Genomic DNA, 19,940 nt, shown 5'->3' with positions numbered 1-19,940 from the left:
AAGGGGATTGTAGGATGAGGAAGAACAAGCGCAGGAGTGTTCTTGGCATGACACTAATCGCTTTACTGCTTTTAGCAACCATGACGGCATGTACGGGAAAAGGCGGAGGGGAGGATGCAGGTACGGTTGACACGGGTCCGAAGGAGCAAGGTACTGAAGAAATAAAACCGGTGACCTTGTCTTTCCTCAGTGCTTGGAACGGTGGCGGAGCCGGTTTCCCGCAGGACCAGGAGAATAATCCCGTAGCCGGGCAGATCAGGGAAAAAACCGGGGTCACGTTGAAACTGGAATCCATCACGACAAGCGAAGTAGAAAAGCTAAACACCATTTTTGCTTCCGGTACGGTTCCGGATATCGTTAACGCACCTTTCTGGTCTACGACAGGAGGAGAAGGACAAGTCATCAAGAAGGCGGCCATGGAAGGACAGCTTCTGGATTTAACCCCTTATCTCGATAAATACCCGAATATTAAAAGACTTGTGACTACCGGAATCGCGAAGGATTTTGCCGAGTTCGATCTCAATAGTCCCGAATTTGAAGGCAAGACGTATCTCATTCCTACGGAGACCCCGGACGGTACCCCTGAGAGCATTCATAATTGGAATTACGGCCTTTTTGCCAGAGGAGATATCCTGAAAGCTTTAAACGTAAAAGCGGAGGATATTGATACGCAAGAAGAACTAGTCGATCTATTGATCAAGATCAGAGACGGCGGTTTCAAGGATATTGGCGGGAAGCCGGTCATCCCTGCCGGAACGATGTGGAATGGATGGGATTACGGCCAATTCCTTGCCGGGTGGACGGATTACACGATTTCGGACTACCGTGAAGTGGATGGAAAACTGATTCACTGGACGCAGTCCAAGGATCATGAAGCTAGATTGTTATACATGAGGAAGTTATTAACGGAAGGTTTGTTTGATCTTGAAGCCTTCAACAATACGAGTACAACAGCGAATGAAAAGCTGACGACGGGCAAGCTTGCCGTATTCGGAGCCCAGCCTATGTTAGCGGATTTACAAAAAACGCTGTATAAAACGAATCCGGAAATGCAATATGAATTACTCGGACCGATGAAGAATAAGAGCGGAGAGATTCGAACGCAAGTGGAAAAACCCGGCCGTTCCGGATTCCCTGCCCTTTTCTTAAGCGCTAACATCAAAGATCCCGATGCGGCCTTGCGGTACATTGATTATGTCAACAGCGAAGAAGGCCGATTGCTTGCGTATTTCGGGATCGAAGGAACGCACTACAACATGGAGAACGGGATACCTCAATGGATTCCGGATGTGAAAAAACAATTCGATGAAAACCCGGATCTGAAGAGAGACGCAGGGCTCAATTATCTTCCAGGCAGGTTCATCGGGGCATTCTCCAATGAAGTCACTTGGCCTACGCCCGAAGATCAGAAAACGGAGTGGCAAAAGCTGGAGGAGAGCTTCTCGGCAAGATTGCCGATCAAAATCATAGACAAGGTAAGCGCCAGCTACCTTGCAAGAGAGTGGCCTAAATATCAGGAATATATCGATAAAACCAGCAGTTTGAATTTCGATGAGGAATTTAAGAAAGCGTTTTTTGCAGGGTCAGATGAAGAAGCTCTCAATATGCTTCATAGCGTTCAAGAAAAATTCAGAGCGGCCGGCGTGGAAGAAATGGCGGAGTTCGTGGCTCAAAAAGCTGCAGAACGAGATGATGTCGGGTTCTAGTAAAGGAAGTTTATCCAATATGGGATGGTGTCACTGCCATCCCGAATATTTCATGAATATTAGGTCAATCGCAAGAGAGGGGACAACTCATGTTAAACCCGGTCGTTTCAGCAGGCGCCTTCACTGAACTCGATAAGTTTATGTTCGAATCGTGGGGTTATTTTGTCATTCCGAATGTGCTGTCGAAAGAGGAGGTCAAAGAATGCCTGCAGGCATCCATTCGACTTCATGAAGCGGCAGGTACAGTCGGTTGGGGTCAAGTCGGCAGAGGGTATGAGTCTGAACACGCTCTTGAAAACTTAATGGATCATCCATCGGTTTTACCGAAGATAAGGGGTTTACTTGGCGATCGATTCATTATGCAGTCCGGGTGGAATACGATGCAGCCGGCGAGGGGGAGGATGGGGGGCTGGCATCAAGACGGATCCAGCGCTTTCGATTTTAGGAATCTGGGGTACCCAGTCCCCCTTATTCAGCTCCGTGCTTCATTTTTATTGACCGATCAGGAAGAACCCGGCATGGGGAATATGGAGCTCATTCCAGGCAGCCACCGCAGTCTCGTTCCACTACCGGATTCGATCCGGACAGCAAATTCGGGTACGCCGATCAGCCATGTGATATGTGCATCTGCAGGATCAGTCCTGGTGTTTCACAACGCCGTGTGGCATCGGGCGCACGAACATAATTGGGATTACGACCGCTATACCATGCATTACATCTATAGCCCTCCGTGGGTAAAGCCCTCGGACCGTTTTCATAACGATGTCAACTTTATGCAAAGAACTACGCCTGTGCGAAGAGCTTTAATGGGGGATTTTTCAAGGCCTGATGCGCCATTTGGAGCAAGTTATACGCCACCTCCCTTTGAAGAAAACTAAAATCTTGAAAAAAATATAAACGATGACGGAGGGGAAACGCATGTTGAACGTTGCGATGTTAAGTAAGTGGCATGTGCATGCAGATGATTATGCAAGAAGGTTGCAATCTCACGGTAACGTTAAACTCACCGCGGTCTGGGACGAACAGCCTGAACGGGGAAGCGAATGGGCTGCCCGATTGGGAACGGATTTTGAAGCGGATTTGGATACGCTGCTTGAGCGGGAAGACATCGATGGCGTCGTGGTGGATGCCCCTACAAGCATGCACGCTGACGTCATGGTAGCTGCCGCTGAGGCCGGCAAACACATCTTTACCGAGAAAGCCATGGCTCTTACCGTAGAAGAATGTAATCGGATTTCTGCAGCGGTACGCAAAGCAGGCGTCAAGTTCTGCATTTCATTTCCGGCTCGCACAAGGCCTCACCAATTGTTTGCGAAGCAGCTGATCGATGACCATGTATTAGGGGACGTGACGCTTTTGCGCATTCGGAACGGCCACGACGGCGCATTGAACAATTGGCTCCCGGAATACTGGTACGATGAGAAGCAAACCGGCGGCGGAGCGATGATGGATTTGGGATGTCATCCGATGTACTTAGCCAGTTGGATGTTGGGTCAGCCCAAACGAATCACCTCCATGTTTCATTATTTCACCCATCGTGCAGTGGAAGATAATGCGCAGTGCTCCATTGAGTTCGTCAACAATGCGGTCGCACTGGTCGAAACAAGCCTTGTGACGTACAGAACCCCTTCTGCACTTGAGATTTACGGTACGGAGGGCACCTTGATGATCTCAGATGATACCGTTAGAGTCCTCTCGAAGAAGCTCGATTCCCCTTTTTCCGGATGGATCTCACCCACTCAACTCCCTAAAGAGCAGCCGCTTCCGATCATCCAATGGGCGGATGCCTTGATTCATGACAAGCCGATGCCCTTCGGATTAGAAGAGGGAACGAAATTGACGGAGCTATTGGAAGCGGCATACATCGCTCATAAGGAAAACCGAACGGTAGAGTTCAAATAACGCGAGGGAGGGAATTCCATGAGAACCGTAAAAGTAGGGATCATCGGTTGCGGAATGATTGCGAACGGCAAACATATGCCGTGTTTGTCCAAGGTAGACAACGTACAGATGGTGGCCTTCTGCGACTTGAAGCCGGAAAGAGCCGAGGAAGCCGCGAAAAAATACGGCACGCCTGAAGCAAAGGTGTTTACTAATTACATCGATCTGCTTGCCATGGAAGAGATTGAGGTCGTGCATGTGCTAACACCGAACAGCTCGCACGCGACGATTTCCATTGATGCGCTCGAGAGCGGCAAACATGTCATGTGCGAAAAACCAATGGCGGTCACAGGTGCGGAGGCCAAAGCGATGTACGAAGCCCACTTGCGAACAGGCAAGAAGCTTACCGTCGGATACCAGAATCGTTCCAACGCCAAAAGCCAGCTGTTAAAAAAGATGATTGCCGATGGGGAACTTGGAGATATCTATTTTGCAAAAGCGGTCGCTACCCGAAGAAGAGGCGTTCCGACATGGGGCGTGTTTCTGGATAAAGAGAAACAGGGTGGCGGTCCCATGATCGATATTGGAACCCACTCCCTGGATCTGATCCTATGGTTGATGGATAACTATGAGCCGGAGAGCGTCGTCGGCAGTGTCTTCCATAAACTGAAGTATACCGAAAATGCCGCGAACGAATGGGGGGCCTGGGATCCAAACGAATTCGAGGTAGAAGATTCGGCCTTCGGGTATGTGAAATTTAAAAACGGAGCGACGGTCATCATTGAAACCAGTTGGGCCCTTAACATTGCGGAAGGTGGCGGCAACCTGCTGTGCGGAACGAAGGGAGGAGCGGATTTTGCTAAAAATGAACTGCGGATCAATGGCGAGAGGGACGGGAGCTTGTTCCTGAATAAAATCGAGGTGAATCCGAATGCACGAGAACAATTCAGGGGAGAAGAGTTGACCGATTTCGAGTATGAAGCCAAACAATGGATTCACAGTATCGTGAACGATACCGAACCCTTGGTTAAACCGAGGGAAGCGATGATTGTTTCACAAATATTAGAGGCCGTGTATATATCCGCAGAAACAGGAAAAACCGTTTATTTTGATAAAGAATAAAGACCAGGAGATTTCCGCGAAGGCGGGGATCTCCTTTTTTACGTACGTCCAGGATATCTGGATGGTGGTTAACCTTTTGGAACCGCCGAATGCAGACTTGCATGTACGGTAGTGGTGAGAGCTACTCGAATTTCGAAGGAGGTACGTTGTAATATTTCTTGAACGCTTTCGAAAATGTGAACGGATCGGGATAACCGAGGAAGCCGGCGATCTGTTGGATCGTATATTTTTTTTCGTATAGATAATCTCTTGCTCGGTTCATTTTGATTTGGGAAATATATTGCCCTGGCGTGATGCCCACGGTTTTTTTGAAATAGGAGATAAAATACTTCTCGGAGACGCCGGCAATTGTCGCGAGCTCGTTCATCCGAATGGTACGCTGCAAGTTCGCATCCACGTATTGGAATACGTCCTGCAGGACATCCAGGCTTCCCTCTGTTTTTCTCGGCTTCCTGCCGTTCAGAAATTTGCCGGCGTAGGCACCTTGCCCGTGAAGCTCGAGAATCTTAGCCATCACGACGAGAAGAGAGGCTTTTAAGTAGAGTTGGTTTCCCGACGTACCGCTGCCTTGCTTCAACCGACGATAGGCCTTGGTGAACAGCGCTGCCTCTTCCCGGATCAGGTCGCCCGCCACAATACCCGGGAGTTGAAACTCGCCCAAAATTCGCTGCTGTTCTCCGATGCCGAAATCGAAATGTATGTATAAGAATCGGCAAACATCCCCGGTCGTCGAAGCGATATAGGGCATATCGGGGTAAAAAAACACCACGTCTCCCGGGACAGCCGTATGTTCGAACCCGTCGATGGTGATCTTCACCGAGCCCGATTGAATGAACCAGAGATCGTAATCGGGATGCGACTTGTGTTCGATCCAGCCCGGATCATGAGCTTGTTCTGAATAAGAGCTCATCCGGAGGCTAATATACTCCGAGAGTTCGTTGATTATACTCATGTTCATTTTCTTGGCGCACATTGAATATCCACTGTCTCCTCTACCGTATGACATTCTTTAGTTTAAGCAAGTATACTAAAGAATTTATGAGATGTGAATAATCATACTATATGACATGTTTTGAAAACTATCGTACATTCCGCTTTCCGGCCACTCTCCTATAATGGACTTATATCCTATGAGGAGGGTTATTCATGAATGGTTCCAACATGCAGCAGCCGAAGGTGGTCGTCATCGGGGCAGGCAGCCTTTTTTTCGGTCGTCAGTCCATATGGCAGATGGTCCACTCCCCTTACCTGAATCGGGGAACGCTTGCTTTGGTGGATACGGATGAGGAAAGGCTGTCGAAAATGGTGAGACTTGCCGAGATGGTGGCCAGGGAGAACAACGTCTCCTTGAAGGTGGAGGGCTCGACGGACCGAAGACAGGTGCTTCCCGGGGCCGACTTCGTTGTACTTAGCTTCGCCGAACAATCGGTGAAATATCGGGGCATCGATTGCCAAGTGTCTTTGAAATACGGCATCCGCATGTGCTCCGGAGATACGATTGGACCGGGCGGGATATTCCGAGCGATGCGGGAGCTGCCGGTCATTATGGAATGCGTCAAAGACATCGAGGAGTTGTGCCCTGACGCTTGGGTGATCAACTATATTAACCCATCTACCGTCCATGGTATCGCATTACACCGATATGCGCCGAAGCTAAAATCGTTCGCGCTGTGCGACAGCCATCATATGCCGCATAAGAAGGCCTATTATGCCGTGCGGGCCGGCATTATCGGAGACAGAAGCGAGTTTACCGAGGAGATTGACCGGAAGTTCGACTTCCGCGTCGCCGGCGTCAATCATTTCACTTGGCTGCTGAAAGCGGAGTTCGAAGGAAAGAATGTCATGCCTGCGATTGCGGAGGCCATGCGCAAGGCAGCTGGCGAAGAGAACAACGGCGGCGACCACGGCGCAAAAGCGCTTCATAACGACGCCATCACGTATGAACTGTACGACATTTTCGGGTACATTCCTACCTGCACGGCCCATACAAAGGAGTATGTCCGGTACTGGCAGGCTCTCGGCAAGACGCGGGACTCCATTCCGCCGTTATCGATTTGGGAGACGGAGGACCGATATCAGCGTCACGACGAGATGTGGCGCCAGGTGGACGATTTCCTCTCGGGGAACATTCCGATTGCCGATTACATGAGCACCTTCGGCCCGGATCATGCGACGGACATTATCGAAAATATGGTAGGAAATCTGGGGAAGCGGTTCTTCATCAATACACTCAACCGCGGGGCGGTAACGAACATGAGCGACGACTCGTTCCTGGAGCTCCTGTGCGACGTAAGCATGGAAGGGGCAAAGCCGGTCCACGTAGGCGAAATGCCGCGGGGAATTCGAGGCATGCAGGAGCTTGTGCTGGATACGCATGAGCTTACGGCTGAGGCGGTCGTGGAACAGAGCTACGAGAAGCTGAGGAGAGCGATGATGACGGATCCGCTCGTGAATTCCATCAGCGACGCGGACCAGATCATCAAAGAACTGCTGGTACTGGAGCGTGAGATGATCCCGGACGCTTGGTACGAAGATTGACCTGAACTTAAAGTTTACGCGGAGTACATCAAGACCCCGGTTATAAGGAAGCCTTTCGTTCTAAGTGAAGCATTTGCTCTCAGGTTTCCGCCGAAGCTAAAGAAGCGGAGCGATAAGACCACAAGATTCCCTTACCAGGAATCATGTGGTCTTTGGTTTTGATACTGTCGAATTGCGTGGAGCCGGCACGCCATAAGTGGCAGCTTTATTTGCTTGCCCTGCCCGGAATTTTGTTTCTTTATGATTTCAGGTGTTCGAATTTTATAAAATTGCGTGAGCCTAAGATGGATGAAATTTAACATTGAGGACTTGGACTGGAAAACTGCTCTGCCATTGTTAACGGTAAGGGGGCAAAGCAGAAAGAAGTTCTTTAATACAAATCCTAATTACTCGATGTACATTAAATCTGATATGGGAATATTCGAACTTGTACATCTTGAACATAAGAACGGCAAGGAAATAGATACATACGACAGTCAACTATATCCTAAACCAAAAATAATTCTTGAGTGAAGAAAACCAGCCGTTTCTAATAGAGATTCGGCTGTTTTTTCATGGGGTGGAACGTTATTCACGGGTTAGTGGATGTTCTAATTGGGCGACAAACGTATTGCCGTATTTGTCGGAGTCATCCTCAAATAGCAACCCCTGCAATAACTCAAAAAGACATAATATGAACAAACAGAAACGGACTAGTCACGCTAGTCCGTTTCATTTCTGCTTGTATGTATCCAAGTTCCAGTAGAATCAAAAGGCTTCATTCCTTTTCGACAGGAAATCAAGTCAAGTACTATTTGATTGAATTCATGAGGTGTCTCGACAAAGGGGAGGTGGCCACAGTCTTGCATGGTTATTTTAGATGAACGTTCTATTCGTTTATGTATAGTTTCGACAGCCTGTTGTTAACTCCATGATTTCACAATCATACTTTACAGTAAATTTATGCTCCCTTAATCGAGTTATCAAGGATTATTAGACTATTTAGTCTAACTTAAATATAATATAGTATTTGCTAAGCGACGAACGATAAGCATATAAAGACTCGGTTTATAGAATAAAAGTGGAGATTTACACTAAGAGGGGGAGACTGGCGAATGAAAAAATCACTACTTCAATGGGTTATTACGCTATCGGCAGTATACTGTATAGGACATATCTTATTTGATTTTAAAGAAACGCGATGGATGAGGATCCTTACCGGGGCAGTTGAAATATCCTTCTTTGGAAGCATACTTCTCTATATATATTTGAAAAAGCGAGAGGATAAGACGGCACCTTCAACGAAACCGAAAAAGTAACCCTGCTGCTTAACTGCAGTCAGGCTATGGTGGCAACCGAGACGCCTTTTCCGCTGCGCAGGACAATCACTGGCAGAGCAGCGAAAGATGGTATATCAGCTTAAGGGGTAAATACTTGGCGTAGCCTATCCAGAGTAAAGGGTGAAAGAGTATCCCGTATCGCATTTCGCTTTTTATGGCGTGATTGATCTCGAAGTAAGAAAGACAAGTGATCGATGAAATAAAGAAATGATATGGTTCTCAGTAATTTTTACCCGTTAGGAAAAATAAGGATAAAGGAGAAGGAGGGATTAACAATTTTATGATGAACAGATTGTAACGAACGGAGGGATTATGATGATGGTAGCTGTTATAGGAAGTGCAGCTTTTTTCGCTGCATCCGTATTATATATTTTTCTTGCATTAGGATTTCCCTATGGAGAGTTTGCCATGGGAGGTAAGTATAGAATTATGCCGACCAACATGAGATATATGTGTGCCTTTTCCGTATTGATTCAATGGTTTGCCATATTAATCCTTTTACAAACAGCACGACTTGTCCCTTTGTTGTTTTCAAGTGGAATTACAAGAGGAATTTGTTTCTTCTTTGCAGTCTATTTATCCATAAATTCCGTATTGAATGCGTTCTCTAAAAGTAAAAAAGAGAAGTACATAGCTACACCGTTATCCGTGATTACCGCAATATGTTTTTGGATTACAGCTTTTCTTGGATAGTCTTAGCCTGAAAAACAATGACTTAACTGAAATTGATACATTTCTTGACCGGGGGTTTAACAAATGAAGCACGAAAAATCTTTACATGCGTATCTTCAGGAATCAGAATATATCAATTATTCTAATATTCAAATTCAAGAGCTCATAAGGTCGTTTAAACAAGATACTGAAATGGAACGGATAAAGGCAGTGTTCGAATATGTTCGTGATGAGATCGATCATTCATATGATGTAAAAAAACAGGAAGTAACAAGACGAGCTTCCGAAGTTCTAGAGAAAAGGCATGGAATTTGTTATGCCAAGTCGCATTTGCTCGCGGCTTTATTAAGAGGAATGGATATTCCCGCGGGTATTTGTTACCAGAGATTAACGCTATTTGACAAACCAGAAGACGGATACTGTATTCATGCTCTAAATTCCGTATATTTAAAAGACCTAGGCAAATGGGTCAGAATAGATGCAAGAGGTAACAAGGAAGGGATAAATGCTCAATTCTCCATTGAAGAAGAACAACTAGCATTTCCGATCCGAGTAGAGTACGGAGAAATAGACTATTCAACAAATTATTATGAACCCCATCCAGATATTATTAAAACACTGGAAGAAAACAATAACTGTATACAGATGTATCAGAAAGGTTTACCAGAAGAATTGAGCGTTTGAATCGAAGACGATAACAACCTCAGTTAACAAAGCATTCACGCATTGCTGAAGAAAATTTATAAACTCTGACGTCAGGAGAGAAAGCACATATGGGCAAGAAGAAAAAAACCTTACCGAAAAATTTTGATGAGCTAATTAATGCAGGCGATATATCCGCATTAAAAGAGGTATTTACCCGATGCGAAGTGGATGCCCGTGGCGGTTACAGTAAATCAACAGCCTTGAGCTTTTACCAAGTACCGAATGAATTGGTTCGCTGGCTCGTGGAACAGGGTGCTGATATAAATGCTAGAGACAATTACGGAGCAACGCCTCTGCACAAACATGCCATGAGTTGGTGTGGTCATACGGAGCTGCTGCTTGATTTGGGTGCAGATCTAGAAGCCGTTGATTATCAGAACGAGACACCTTTGTTTGCCGCCGCAAGTTCATTTAAACCAAAAGCGGTTCAGACGTTGGTTGCCAAAGGCGCAAATATCAACGCAATAAATAAGATGAGACAGACTCCATTAGAAAAAGCTTTGGCCATGTGCAGGAACGCGGATATTGTCAATATGGCGGAAGCTGCCGATATTTTGCTTAACGCTGGAACAACTGTAACGCCGGAGATGCAGGACTCTATTAAGCGAATCGGAAACAACTTTGAATTTCACAGAGAAGGTTTTAATAAAGAGTATTTGAATCAAACCGATGAGGCACTTTTACGTCTATATGAGTTATTTGATGTTCCACGAGTAGAGAAGCGAAAGACGCATGACGGCGCCTCTTCGATAACAGTATCAGCAAAGGGATGGCAGGCGCAACATCACGAACTCTGGAATTTACTCATTCCTTCAAAAGGACATGCGAAAACCGTACAGGGTGAGGTTATCCGGATTACGGGTAAAGTGTCATACGAAATTTTAGATAACGGCGGTATGAACTGGGATCAGCAATATCGTAAAATGCTCAATCGTTTGATACATTACTTTAGCTTGGGTACACCATTAGATCCCGCTTCACTTCAGGAGGCAGGAATATTAGCGAAAGAACTTCACAACGGAAATGGCAGCGATGAACCTGCGAGACTGTGCGAGCTGGCAGTGCATTGGGTCCTCAGCAATCCGAATCCTATTACTCTGGAGCAGCCTGACTATAGACGATAACGAAAAAGGGGATATTATTTAAATTTAATACATGAAGAAGTCAGTTCAGGCAGACAACTCTGCATCACCTAAACGCATGGCAGCCAGTTGCTCTGCTCCTTTAAGGGGTTAGGATTCGTAAATACGAGAACGTTATAGGATATCCGTAAAATATTAAAGAAAGGGAGTTTTTTATGGAGCTTCAAGAAATCAAACAAAAATTAGAAGTAACCAGAGTCGAATTACTCGGAATTCTTGACGGTTTGAGTGGAGATCAATTAAACCAACAGAAAGACTTAAACAGTTGGAGTATTAGTCAGGTTTGTCAGCACCTTTTTAAAACAGAGGAATTATATGTCGTAGCTATAAAGAAAGGGTTAAAGAGCAAAGAAGATTCATTTATAGAAAATAAATCAGTAGAATTTCTACTTGATAGAAGTCAAAAGCTAGAAGCTCCTGACATTGCTAAACCAACGGATGAATTTTTAGAATATGAAGAGATCATTGAGAAACTAAACAATTCAAGACAGAAGTTACTTGAACTATTAAATACAGTAGAAGACGAGTCAGTGCTGAGCAGAAGACATTTTATACACCCAGTCTTTAAAGAGATGTTATTAATTGAATGGGTTAAGTCACTGTACTTACATGAACAAAGGCATATTAATCAAATAAATGAAATTATAGATAGACTTAAGTAAATAAGCTGCATATTCGAAAAAAGGTGGATACAACCTATAGTTGGACGTCGTGAATACATTAACGTTAGCTGAAATAACAAAAACTTAAAAGAAAGGGGTTACCTTTAATGTTATATACATTAGGACAAAAAATCGGAGAAGGTGGATGCTCTGAGGTTTTCGAAGTAGGGAATAATAGAATCATAAAACTAGCCAAAGAGAATACAAGTTTCGAAGCTTTAAGAAGAGAGTATTTGAATAATTGCATCGCTTGGGAATGTGGACTCCCTATTCCTCAGCCTTTTGAGTTAACGAAAATGAGTGGAAGACCGGGGATTGTATTCGAACATATTACAGGTGAAACTATGATGGAGCGTTTTTTTAATCAGGTTATCGTTAGCCAGAACAACGAAGTTAAACAAGCCGACGTTCAGCTTACAGCTCAACTACTATTTCGCGTTCACCAAGCATTAGCTGAAGGTAAGGAATTGCCTTGCCAGAAAAGCATAATAAAATCAAACATCTTGAGTGTTCATTACCTGAGTGCCAGTGAAAAAGAGAGCGCAATTTCCTTATTAGAATCGCTAGAAACGAAACAATGCCTGTGTCATGGGGATCCAAATCCACGCAACGTAATCGTTAAGGATGACGGAGAAGCAATCTTGTTAGACTGGATGAATGCAACCATAGGGAATCCTGAAGCGGATATTGCTGAGTATATTGTAATGATTCGATATGCCGTATTGCCGTCCTCCTTTCCCGAGGAAACTAGAGATATGTTTGATTCGATTCGTGAGGATCTAATTGACCTATTTATAGACGAATACTATAGACTCTCTGGGATTTCTTATGATGATGTAGTGCCTTGGATAATACCGATTTTAGCAAGGAAATTGTCTGCTGATGCCATATCTGATGTTGAGAAGAAGAAGCTAGTTGCAGAGATAAGAAGAACCTTAGGGAAACAGAAAAATCGAGTGTAGGCAATTCTTTCACGCTGGGGGCCATCCGGCCCTCGGTCCGGCAGAGGGTTTTCGAGAACCCTGATAACAGATTGCCCCGTCTTATTCAAGTAATCCCTTACTTATTTTCGTAATGAGATACCTGCTTATTTCTACCCATAGCCAGCTGTAGAAAAGCGAGAACACATAAACGATAGAGATCGTACTTAGGCTAACTGTAGATGAAACTGCAGGGCCCAGAACAGGAAATCGAAAAACGTAAAGCAACAAAAGGATTCCCGCCCACAAAGAAAACGATCCGGCAATCACGGCCGGCAAGCGTAATTTCAAATATAACAGCGAACCGCCAATCCCAAGCCCCAATAAACCTGTCGTGAATGGAAAAACGATCAGTTCGCTTGGTTGGATAATAAAGAGAAGCAGCATCGCGAGCAAATAGGCGGTCAGACCGGAACCGACGGAAAGGATCGTACATAACACAATGGGGGCTGTGGCGAGGGGACTAATCAAGTAGCCTATCCCTGGCAATAAGCCTCCCATGGATTGAAAAATAGCGGATAACGAGGCAAGAAAAGCGACCGTAATCATTTTTCTTGTGGCAAATCGTGCCGCTCCATAACGGGTGTGAATCTCTGAAGCTTCTGCACTTACAGGCTTTAGCCAGTAATTTTTCATGGAATTCATCGTTCAAAACCTTCTCCTTTCAACAGCATATGGATCAGTAGCAGAGCCAGCGCAGAAAGGATCGTCATCCAATCGCGCCAACTATACTGTAAACGACGTGCCCGGATTATATTTCCCGGTAAGTAACAGCGAGCGTCCATCGCGAGAGCCAGTTGGTTCGCACGGCGAAGCACGGCAACGAACAGAGCAACGAGAAGCTGGAGAAGAGATTGTGTTGTGGTTCGAAGACCTTCGCCTTTATAACACGCGTGTTTCACTTTTTGCGATTTCAACATGGAGTCGGTTTCATCGATAAAGAGCGGAATAAACCGGAAGGCCACCGAGATCATAAATACGAAATTCTGAACCGGAAATCGAACGAGAGTAAGCGGGCGTAGGATGGCCTCTAGACCGTCTGCCAGCTTGGTCGGAGGGGTTGTTGCATTGAGCGCTATAGCCGTTGTTATAAAAAAAATGAGCTTGCAAGGCAGGAGAATTGCATTTTTAAGATCGCCTAACAGCATGTGGAAACAAAACAGCGTGAGCAGTAGGGGGAGCAAACCAAGCAAACCGTTCCATAAATAAGCTAGAGGCAATCGGGCGGCGAGAACCAACAACAATCCAACGATTGCATAGAAAACCACGCTGAGAAGATCATTTGAGATGGTAACCAAAGATAAATATGTCGCTGTAAAGATAAGTTTTGAACGAGGATCCAAGTCTTGCACAAAAGAGCGCGTGTTCATAGACGGCCCGAAAGACAGCAGCTTCAACCATTGCATGTCACAGTTCCTCCCTAGAGAGAGTTGTGATGAATGATATCAATTGCTCCTCTTTATATACACCTTCGAGCAGTTTGTTGGCGGACCGTTCTTCGAGTGAATCTATAAAACGGAGCAGGGGCGTTTTCACAAAACCGATTCGCTCCAACTGCTGCCAGTGATCCCGAATGTTACAAGGGTGGAAATCCGCGTATAATTGACCATGGTCCAACACGAGAATCCGATCAGCGTATTCGAGGGCCTCTTCAAGCCGATGAGTCATGTAGAGAACCGTCATTTTTCTCTCATTATGAACTTGCTTTATATACGATAACACTCTGCTCCGTTCCCAGTTATCCAGGCCTGCTGTCGGTTCGTCCAGAATGAGAATTTTCGGTTCTGTAACGAGCACCCCTGCCAGTGCGATCCGCCTTAATTCACCGCCGCTGATTTGAAAAGGCGACCGGTCTTTGAACTGCCAAAAGCACAACCCTACGGCTTCCATCGTCTGTTTCACTTGCTCGGCAACCCAATCCCGCCTCGTGCTTAGTCGATGTAGTCTGGCTCCGATATGGTTGAAAACCGTATCCTCTATGACTTGGTGCTCGGGGAATTGGAACAAGAATCCGATTGTTTTCCAAAGGCGGAGGCGGTCGGACTTTTTATGGACTCGGTAAGGTCCGATCCGTATTACCCCTGATTGAGGGAGGATCAGGCCTCCCATCAACTGTCCCAATGTGGTTTTTCCGCTCCCGGTCGGTCCCATAATCGCCATGAACTGCCCTGCAGGAACATGCAGCGAGATTCGATCAATGGCTTTTGTATTAAAAGGGGTTCTGGTGGCAAGCATGCAATTGACGTTCTCTAAAACAATATCCATCACTCATCCCCGAATCCAAATTCATTCGTAGCAGGTACATTCAGCCCTTTTTGCTTGGCAAGATCACGCATTCGAACAGAAAACGGAGGGAGAAGGCCGGAGTCCGTAAAAACGCAAGAATTTGCCGCCGCTTCTTGGGGCGTTCCATCGAACCGGATCTTGCCTTTTTGCATCACAACAAGACGATCGGCAGTGAAAATCTCTTCGACCTCATGGGTCACCTGGATAAGCGTGTATCCGTTACGATGCAGTTCGGACATAATCTCATGAATTTGCCGGGCGCTATGGGGATCGAGCATGGAAGTGGACTCGTCAACAATGATCACTTTGGGCTCCATGGCCAGAACTCCGGCAATCGCGAGCTTTTGTTTTTCCCCGCCGGATAGAAAATATGGAGGACGATCTTTCAGTTCATAGAGCCCAAGCAATTGCAAGACGGATCGGCACCGGGATTCTGCTTCTTCCGGGGAAACGCCGATATTATACAAGCCAAAAGCCGTATCCTCCTGCACGGTCATGCCAACAATTTGATTCTCCGCATTGGGGAACACCATACCCACAGTTTGACGAATATCCCATAAGTTCCGATGGTCGCATGTTTTCTTTCCGTAAACGGCGACTTCTCCCAATGTAGGTTGGAGCAGGCCGTTAATCAATCGAACTAACGTTGATTTTCCGGAACCGTTACCACCCACGATCGTTAGCCATTCTCCTTCATCAAGGGTTAGATTGATTTCCCGAAGTGTCCAATCCTGGCGCGAATCGTACTGGAACCATACGTTATTGAACGAAACAACGTTTGCCATTATTCTGGCCGGATTTGGTTCGTTATGAATCATGGAATAATTTCAAAAACGGTACCTTGGTTAGCATCAGCCACTTTCATCGAGCCATAAACCCCTAAATAGAGTCTGGTTTGATTCAGATTCGTTCCCAGACTAACATAATACGCGGATTGAGACCCAAACGGATCATCGGTTTCAATAACATGAAAATCATTTAGCTTACCATCCGTACTTACCTTGGTGTAAGCTAAGACCCCTCTAACGGGAAGTTGAGATTCAGCCCCTCGAGCCAGATCGGTAAACACAACGTTTCCCGATAGAGAGGGGATTCCACATCCCATATAGGGCTGCACTCCTGTAAGTGCAGTTGCTCTAAACTTATCGGTTCGGGAATCTTCATGAAAATAACTTGTCAGAGGCTGAAGACGCCGTACGGAAGTTCTTACGGCTTCCTCGTAATAAGCAATGGTTTTCTCGTTCAAAGCCGGATTTGCAGAGCAGCCGGTTATGATCGAGGTCGGAAAAGCACCTTCCCACCCGCGCCAGCCCAAGTTAATAAATCCTTCATGGTCAGGTTCCGTTTTCATTAAAGAAGCTTGTATAAGCTGAGTAACCGGTATCGGTTTATAATGAACGAACGAAAAAATCGACTCTACGAGATCCTGTCCGACATTTCCTACGTATTTGATATACTGATTGTAAAACCTTTGAAATGAAATGCCGGGTATATTGCGAATGCCTTTGGCGATTACCGTAAGCGTTTCCTGAATGGGTACGGGCAGTTCATTAAAACGCGTAACTACGGGCGGATTATCGATATACGAATTCTTAACGACATCAATTTCGATGATTTTACCTGCGATTTCCATATCGTCTTGGCTTAAATTGAACGGATCATAGCCTGATCCGCCATCACCGGTTGTCAAAACAAGCTTTCCTGTTTCAGGGGAAAAGTTTAGGCTATTGACACCGTTATGATTTAAAAATGGCCTTCTGATATTAAGTAACGTCCGCCTTTTGTGAGGTTGGCCATTCGATTGGAGAATCCATTCTTCGACTGTATCGATATGATCGTATTGATGTTCTCTATTTGCCCACTTTAGGTTTAAGGTGCTAGCATCGCACGGGTTAGGCTTAAAAGATTCAGGAGGAGCACCTGGAAGGGCCCCTGGACCTTGGGTTCCAGCTGCTGAATAATGGAGATAAAACAGACGATTATAATAAAATTGGGGATGAAATGCCAGCCCTAGCAGTCCCCGTTCATCATATCCGCCGCTAGAACCCCCTAGTTTCAGGACTCGCGGACGAATATCTAAGAAAGTCTCTATAACTCCGTTTCCTATGTAAAAGATCTCTCCTACCTGAGTCGCAATAAATAATCTTTCGATGGAGTCGCCCGGAAGAATCGTTGTTTTCAACACAGTGGGTAAATTTAGCTTGCTAACAATGGGCCGTAAACTAACTTTAACTTTCGTCAATTCACTTAACCCTCCTTTTATGGCTTTCTTGTATAAGCTTATGATTAGAACCGGTTTTTATTCCGGAGGAGCGGTTAGTAGAGTCCATATAATTGTGCACTATGGTCCATGAAAAAAAGACGAGCAATGATAAAAATCCTCGGAGAAATATGAGCGCAAAACTATAGCAGCACATCCTTTCTTTTAAGGAGAGATGTGCTGCCAATGTAGAAAAATGTAGTATATATTCCTATTCACTTAATCCAGCACATTTCGTCATACTCTCTCTATATTTACCGGGAGTAATGCCTTCGACCTTCTTAAAAACCCGAATGAAAACAGTATCGCTTGTATAACCGACCATCTTGGCAATCTGTGCGTTGGTCAGTCCAGAATCCGACATCAGTTTCTTAGCGTGATCCATGCGTACGACAGTCAGGTAGTCGTTGAAGTTCTGTCCACTCACTCTTTTAAAAAATTGTGAAATATATTGCGGCGTGATCTGCAAATGCTCAGACACTAAATTCAAGCTCATATTTGGATCGGCGTAATTCGCTTGAATGCAGGTTTGAATTTGCAGCAGGAGCTGTTCATTGTGATCGCTTCGTTCCAGTTTGAACGATTCGGCGGCCGATACATACAGGTCCTTCGCTTTTTCAAACATTTCGTCGGTTGTTTTACAGGAAAGCAGGAAACGCACAGGGTGGATGTCACCTTCTGTAAGCTTCCGGTAGGCCAGCGTATCCGAATCAGATGCCAGTATACGCAGCAGGGTACCGGCAAGACTGAATAATAGGCATCTCCCAAGCTCCGGAGTGATGGATTCGTCGCGAAAATTTCGATCGAACAGCTGTGTAAGCAGTTGGACCACTTGCTCTGTATCGCCGCTTCGAATACAGTTGATTAACTGCAGCTCGGTTTCGACGGGGTAATAATACTGCAGCTTTTTCTGGCGAATGTCATGGTAGTAAAAGGTCGATAGCTGCCCATTGACCATCCTGTACTCCAAGGCGGCAGCCGCTTCCAAATAGGCTTCTCCAATCTGATGCTGGCCCTTATGAACGCCGCTTATGGCTATGCTGATTTCCAGCTTGAACCTAGTCTCCAGCATGCGATGCAATCCGGATGCGATGTCCTTCACCCGGCAAGTCGGATGATCCATCTGATCCGGCATTAGATTAACGAGCAGGGCCAGCCGGTCTTTCTCCAAGTCGATCGTATGTATCGTATGGCCTTCATAGACTGTATCTTCAGCCAGATTGGAGATGATAAATCGCACCAATGCCCATTGTTTTTCACTTTGGTTCGGTGCGAACCGGGTCATGTCGTCCACTTGAACGAGAATGACAATAAAATGAGGAAACGGAAAATGGATGCCCATAAATTCCAGCGATTGTTTCATTTGCTCTGGAGGCTCAAAGTAGCCTTGAAGCACACGATGTAAATAGTTAGAACGCAGAATGGGCAGTTGTTGAGTCAGTTTGTTTTTAATATGTCTTTCCTCGTCCCAGGAAATTTTCATCATTTCCAGGATGTAGTCAAATTCATTCACAGCCGGTTTACGTGGATGAGACTTTCCGGCCTGAATCGCCTCTATCATTCTTTTGATTGGAAAATAGTTTCGATACGCGATTCCATATGCAGCCGCGCTCCCCGCAAGGATACATAGCAAGAGAAGCCACAGCGCAAGTTGCTCCATTTGTTTCACTTTCTGCAAATATACATTCAAAGGCATCACAGCAATATAGTACCATCCGACTTGTCCCGAGGTTGTGAATGATACCGTTACATCTTGACCGTTCAGATTGTAATTGCGTAAACCGGAGTTCGACTTCAGTTCATTCAATATCGAGTTTGATAACGGACTTGCACCAGGGGTACTGCTGATGAGTTCATGATTTTGGTTCACGATATAAACGGAACTCCCGTTTGCGGACTCAATTTGTCGTGTCATTTCGTGAATCTTGGTTTCATCAATCAGAACCGTAAGATTCCCTTTCATATTGGATGTTTCTTCGACCGGCAACGATTGCATAAAGGTAATCACTTGCATGGGGTCATCCTTCAGGTAGCCGTTTCGTTGTAAGGTGGAGGACGGCAGGTAGGTTTGACTATGATAGCTCTTCATCTGCTTAAGCCATTCTTCATAGGTCAGATGTTCAAAGCGATAATATTTATCATAAAAATTGTGAGAATCGGTTACGAGATTCGGTTTGATCACAGAATCGCTTCGGTCCAAAAAAATATAGAAATCGTACACAAAATCCTTGGTCATTCTCGAATGCATTGTTAAATAATCTCTTGTAAACTGGACCAAATGATACCGTTCTGACAAGTCTTTGATTTCCGTATCTAATAAATAACGCAGCTTCGGATTGAGTATAATCTGATGGGATAACTGTTCAATTTCTTTGAAATGGCTGTCTATATTGAGACGCATCTGCTCCAACATGCCGAGATTGGACCGTTCCGCATTGGATTTCATGATATGTTCAATATTGGTATAGAACACAAACCAAATCAGGATGGGAAGCAGGAGCAGAAGACAATTGGATACGAGCATCCTGATGAACAGGCTTCTTCTTCGGCTCTCGGCATTCTTTCTTCGAATGATTGATAACATGGCGATCACTCCTAATATAGAAAAGCTTGCTCAGTCCCATATATTTCGGGAAGAGCAAGCTTGCTCCCTTCATTGGATGACCG

Annotated in this window: 17 protein-coding genes; 10 read left to right on the top strand and 7 right to left on the bottom strand. The window is 45.4% G+C overall.

The window, feature by feature from the left end; all coding sequences use genetic code 11:
- Positions 1–14: 14 nt before the first annotated feature.
- From M1D70_RS22280 to M1D70_RS22265, 4 genes are all read left to right on the top strand, one after another.
- Positions 15–1,706: an extracellular solute-binding protein gene (locus M1D70_RS22280; RefSeq protein ID WP_456287984.1), complete on the top strand. Its 1,692-nt coding sequence runs from the start codon at positions 15–17 to the stop codon at positions 1,704–1,706.
- Positions 1,707–1,795: 89 nt separating this feature from the next.
- Entirely contained in the window at positions 1,796–2,584 is a 789-nt protein-coding gene (locus M1D70_RS22275; RefSeq protein ID WP_456287983.1) for a phytanoyl-CoA dioxygenase family protein, read from the top strand.
- Positions 2,585–2,624: 40 nt separating this feature from the next.
- Positions 2,625–3,608: a Gfo/Idh/MocA family protein gene (locus tag M1D70_RS22270; protein ID WP_456287982.1), complete on the top strand. Its 984-nt coding sequence runs from the start codon at positions 2,625–2,627 to the stop codon at positions 3,606–3,608.
- An 18-nt stretch (positions 3,609–3,626) separates the two neighbouring features.
- On the top strand, positions 3,627–4,709 hold the full coding sequence (locus tag M1D70_RS22265) for a Gfo/Idh/MocA family protein (RefSeq protein WP_456287981.1): 1,083 nt from the start codon (positions 3,627–3,629) through the stop codon (positions 4,707–4,709).
- A gap of 121 nt (positions 4,710–4,830) precedes the next feature.
- Here the strand turns inward: M1D70_RS22265 and M1D70_RS22260 are convergent, their stop codons facing one another.
- Positions 4,831–5,682: a helix-turn-helix domain-containing protein gene (locus M1D70_RS22260; protein WP_009589822.1), complete on the bottom strand. Its 852-nt coding sequence runs from the start codon at positions 5,680–5,682 to the stop codon at positions 4,831–4,833.
- A 173-nt stretch (positions 5,683–5,855) separates the two neighbouring features.
- Here M1D70_RS22260 and M1D70_RS22255 point away from each other — a divergent pair, with 173 nt between their 5' ends.
- The 6 genes from M1D70_RS22255 (at position 5,856) to M1D70_RS22230 (ending at position 12,709) form a co-directional block, all read left to right on the top strand.
- Positions 5,856–7,247, top strand: a complete 1,392-nt coding sequence (locus M1D70_RS22255) for a family 4 glycosyl hydrolase (RefSeq protein WP_456287980.1) — start codon at positions 5,856–5,858, stop codon at positions 7,245–7,247.
- 1,634 nt (positions 7,248–8,881) lie between these two features.
- Positions 8,882–9,259: a hypothetical protein gene (locus tag M1D70_RS22250; RefSeq protein WP_456287979.1), complete on the top strand. Its 378-nt coding sequence runs from the start codon at positions 8,882–8,884 to the stop codon at positions 9,257–9,259.
- Positions 9,260–9,322: 63 nt separating this feature from the next.
- Positions 9,323–9,922, top strand: a complete 600-nt coding sequence (locus M1D70_RS22245) for a transglutaminase-like domain-containing protein (protein WP_456287978.1) — start codon at positions 9,323–9,325, stop codon at positions 9,920–9,922.
- 89 nt (positions 9,923–10,011) lie between these two features.
- A complete protein-coding gene (locus M1D70_RS22240) occupies positions 10,012–11,067 on the top strand; it encodes an ankyrin repeat domain-containing protein (protein WP_456287977.1) in 1,056 nt (351 codons plus the stop codon).
- Positions 11,068–11,240: 173 nt separating this feature from the next.
- Positions 11,241–11,747, top strand: coding sequence for a DinB family protein (locus M1D70_RS22235; protein WP_456287976.1), 507 nt, complete (start codon positions 11,241–11,243; stop codon positions 11,745–11,747).
- Positions 11,748–11,854: 107 nt separating this feature from the next.
- Positions 11,855–12,709: a phosphotransferase family protein gene (locus M1D70_RS22230; protein ID WP_009589921.1), complete on the top strand. Its 855-nt coding sequence runs from the start codon at positions 11,855–11,857 to the stop codon at positions 12,707–12,709.
- Between the two features lie 81 nt (positions 12,710–12,790).
- Here the strand turns inward: M1D70_RS22230 and M1D70_RS22225 are convergent, their stop codons facing one another.
- From M1D70_RS22225 to M1D70_RS22200, 6 genes are all read right to left on the bottom strand, one after another.
- Positions 12,791–13,372 (bottom strand): hypothetical protein, encoded by a 582-nt coding sequence (locus tag M1D70_RS22225; RefSeq protein ID WP_456287975.1) that lies wholly within the window; start codon positions 13,370–13,372, stop codon positions 12,791–12,793.
- On the bottom strand, positions 13,369–14,133 hold the full coding sequence (locus tag M1D70_RS22220; protein WP_456287974.1) for an energy-coupling factor transporter transmembrane component T family protein: 765 nt from the start codon (positions 14,131–14,133) through the stop codon (positions 13,369–13,371). The genes M1D70_RS22225 and M1D70_RS22220 overlap by 4 nt, the downstream gene beginning before the upstream one ends.
- Position 14,134: 1 nt before the next feature.
- Positions 14,135–14,962 carry an ATP-binding cassette domain-containing protein gene (locus M1D70_RS22215; RefSeq protein ID WP_456287973.1) on the bottom strand — a complete coding sequence of 276 codons (828 nt, stop codon included), beginning with the start codon at positions 14,960–14,962 and terminating at the stop codon, positions 14,135–14,137.
- Between the two features lie 29 nt (positions 14,963–14,991).
- Complete coding sequence (locus M1D70_RS22210) at positions 14,992–15,798, bottom strand: ATP-binding cassette domain-containing protein (RefSeq protein WP_456287972.1); 807 nt, start codon at positions 15,796–15,798, stop codon at positions 14,992–14,994.
- A 29-nt stretch (positions 15,799–15,827) separates the two neighbouring features.
- Positions 15,828–17,255 (bottom strand): PQQ-dependent sugar dehydrogenase, encoded by a 1,428-nt coding sequence (locus tag M1D70_RS22205; RefSeq protein ID WP_456287971.1) that lies wholly within the window; start codon positions 17,253–17,255, stop codon positions 15,828–15,830.
- Between the two features lie 229 nt (positions 17,256–17,484).
- Positions 17,485–19,857 carry an AraC family transcriptional regulator gene (locus tag M1D70_RS22200; RefSeq protein ID WP_009589909.1) on the bottom strand — a complete coding sequence of 791 codons (2,373 nt, stop codon included), beginning with the start codon at positions 19,855–19,857 and terminating at the stop codon, positions 17,485–17,487.
- Between the last annotated feature and the right edge of the window lie 83 nt (positions 19,858–19,940).

This window comes from Paenibacillus sp. AK002 (assembly GCF_053903045.1).
Note: the sequence above shows the minus strand (reverse complement) of the source record. Positions and strands in the feature narration are given on the sequence as shown.

What these genes read in the sequence shown, in the direction of transcription:
- M1D70_RS22280 (WP_456287984.1), top strand. Translation starts at nt 15, where the DNA reads ATGAGGAAGAACAAGCGCAGGAGTGTTCTTGGCATGACACTAATCGCT.
- M1D70_RS22275 (WP_456287983.1), top strand. Translation starts at nt 1,796, where the DNA reads ATGTTAAACCCGGTCGTTTCAGCAGGCGCCTTCACTGAACTCGATAAG.
- M1D70_RS22270 (WP_456287982.1), top strand. Translation starts at nt 2,625, where the DNA reads ATGTTGAACGTTGCGATGTTAAGTAAGTGGCATGTGCATGCAGATGAT.
- M1D70_RS22265 (WP_456287981.1), top strand. Translation starts at nt 3,627, where the DNA reads ATGAGAACCGTAAAAGTAGGGATCATCGGTTGCGGAATGATTGCGAAC.
- M1D70_RS22260 (WP_009589822.1), bottom strand. Translation starts at nt 5,682, where the DNA reads ATGTGCGCCAAGAAAATGAACATGAGTATAATCAACGAACTCTCGGAG.
- M1D70_RS22255 (WP_456287980.1), top strand. Translation starts at nt 5,856, where the DNA reads ATGAATGGTTCCAACATGCAGCAGCCGAAGGTGGTCGTCATCGGGGCA.
- M1D70_RS22250 (WP_456287979.1), top strand. Translation starts at nt 8,882, where the DNA reads ATGATGGTAGCTGTTATAGGAAGTGCAGCTTTTTTCGCTGCATCCGTA.
- M1D70_RS22245 (WP_456287978.1), top strand. Translation starts at nt 9,323, where the DNA reads ATGAAGCACGAAAAATCTTTACATGCGTATCTTCAGGAATCAGAATAT.
- M1D70_RS22240 (WP_456287977.1), top strand. Translation starts at nt 10,012, where the DNA reads ATGGGCAAGAAGAAAAAAACCTTACCGAAAAATTTTGATGAGCTAATT.
- M1D70_RS22235 (WP_456287976.1), top strand. Translation starts at nt 11,241, where the DNA reads ATGGAGCTTCAAGAAATCAAACAAAAATTAGAAGTAACCAGAGTCGAA.
- M1D70_RS22230 (WP_009589921.1), top strand. Translation starts at nt 11,855, where the DNA reads ATGTTATATACATTAGGACAAAAAATCGGAGAAGGTGGATGCTCTGAG.
- M1D70_RS22225 (WP_456287975.1), bottom strand. Translation starts at nt 13,372, where the DNA reads ATGAATTCCATGAAAAATTACTGGCTAAAGCCTGTAAGTGCAGAAGCT.
- M1D70_RS22220 (WP_456287974.1), bottom strand. Translation starts at nt 14,133, where the DNA reads ATGCAATGGTTGAAGCTGCTGTCTTTCGGGCCGTCTATGAACACGCGC.
- M1D70_RS22215 (WP_456287973.1), bottom strand. Translation starts at nt 14,962, where the DNA reads ATGCTTGCCACCAGAACCCCTTTTAATACAAAAGCCATTGATCGAATC.
- M1D70_RS22210 (WP_456287972.1), bottom strand. Translation starts at nt 15,798, where the DNA reads ATGGCAAACGTTGTTTCGTTCAATAACGTATGGTTCCAGTACGATTCG.
- M1D70_RS22200 (WP_009589909.1), bottom strand. Translation starts at nt 19,857, where the DNA reads ATGTTATCAATCATTCGAAGAAAGAATGCCGAGAGCCGAAGAAGAAGC.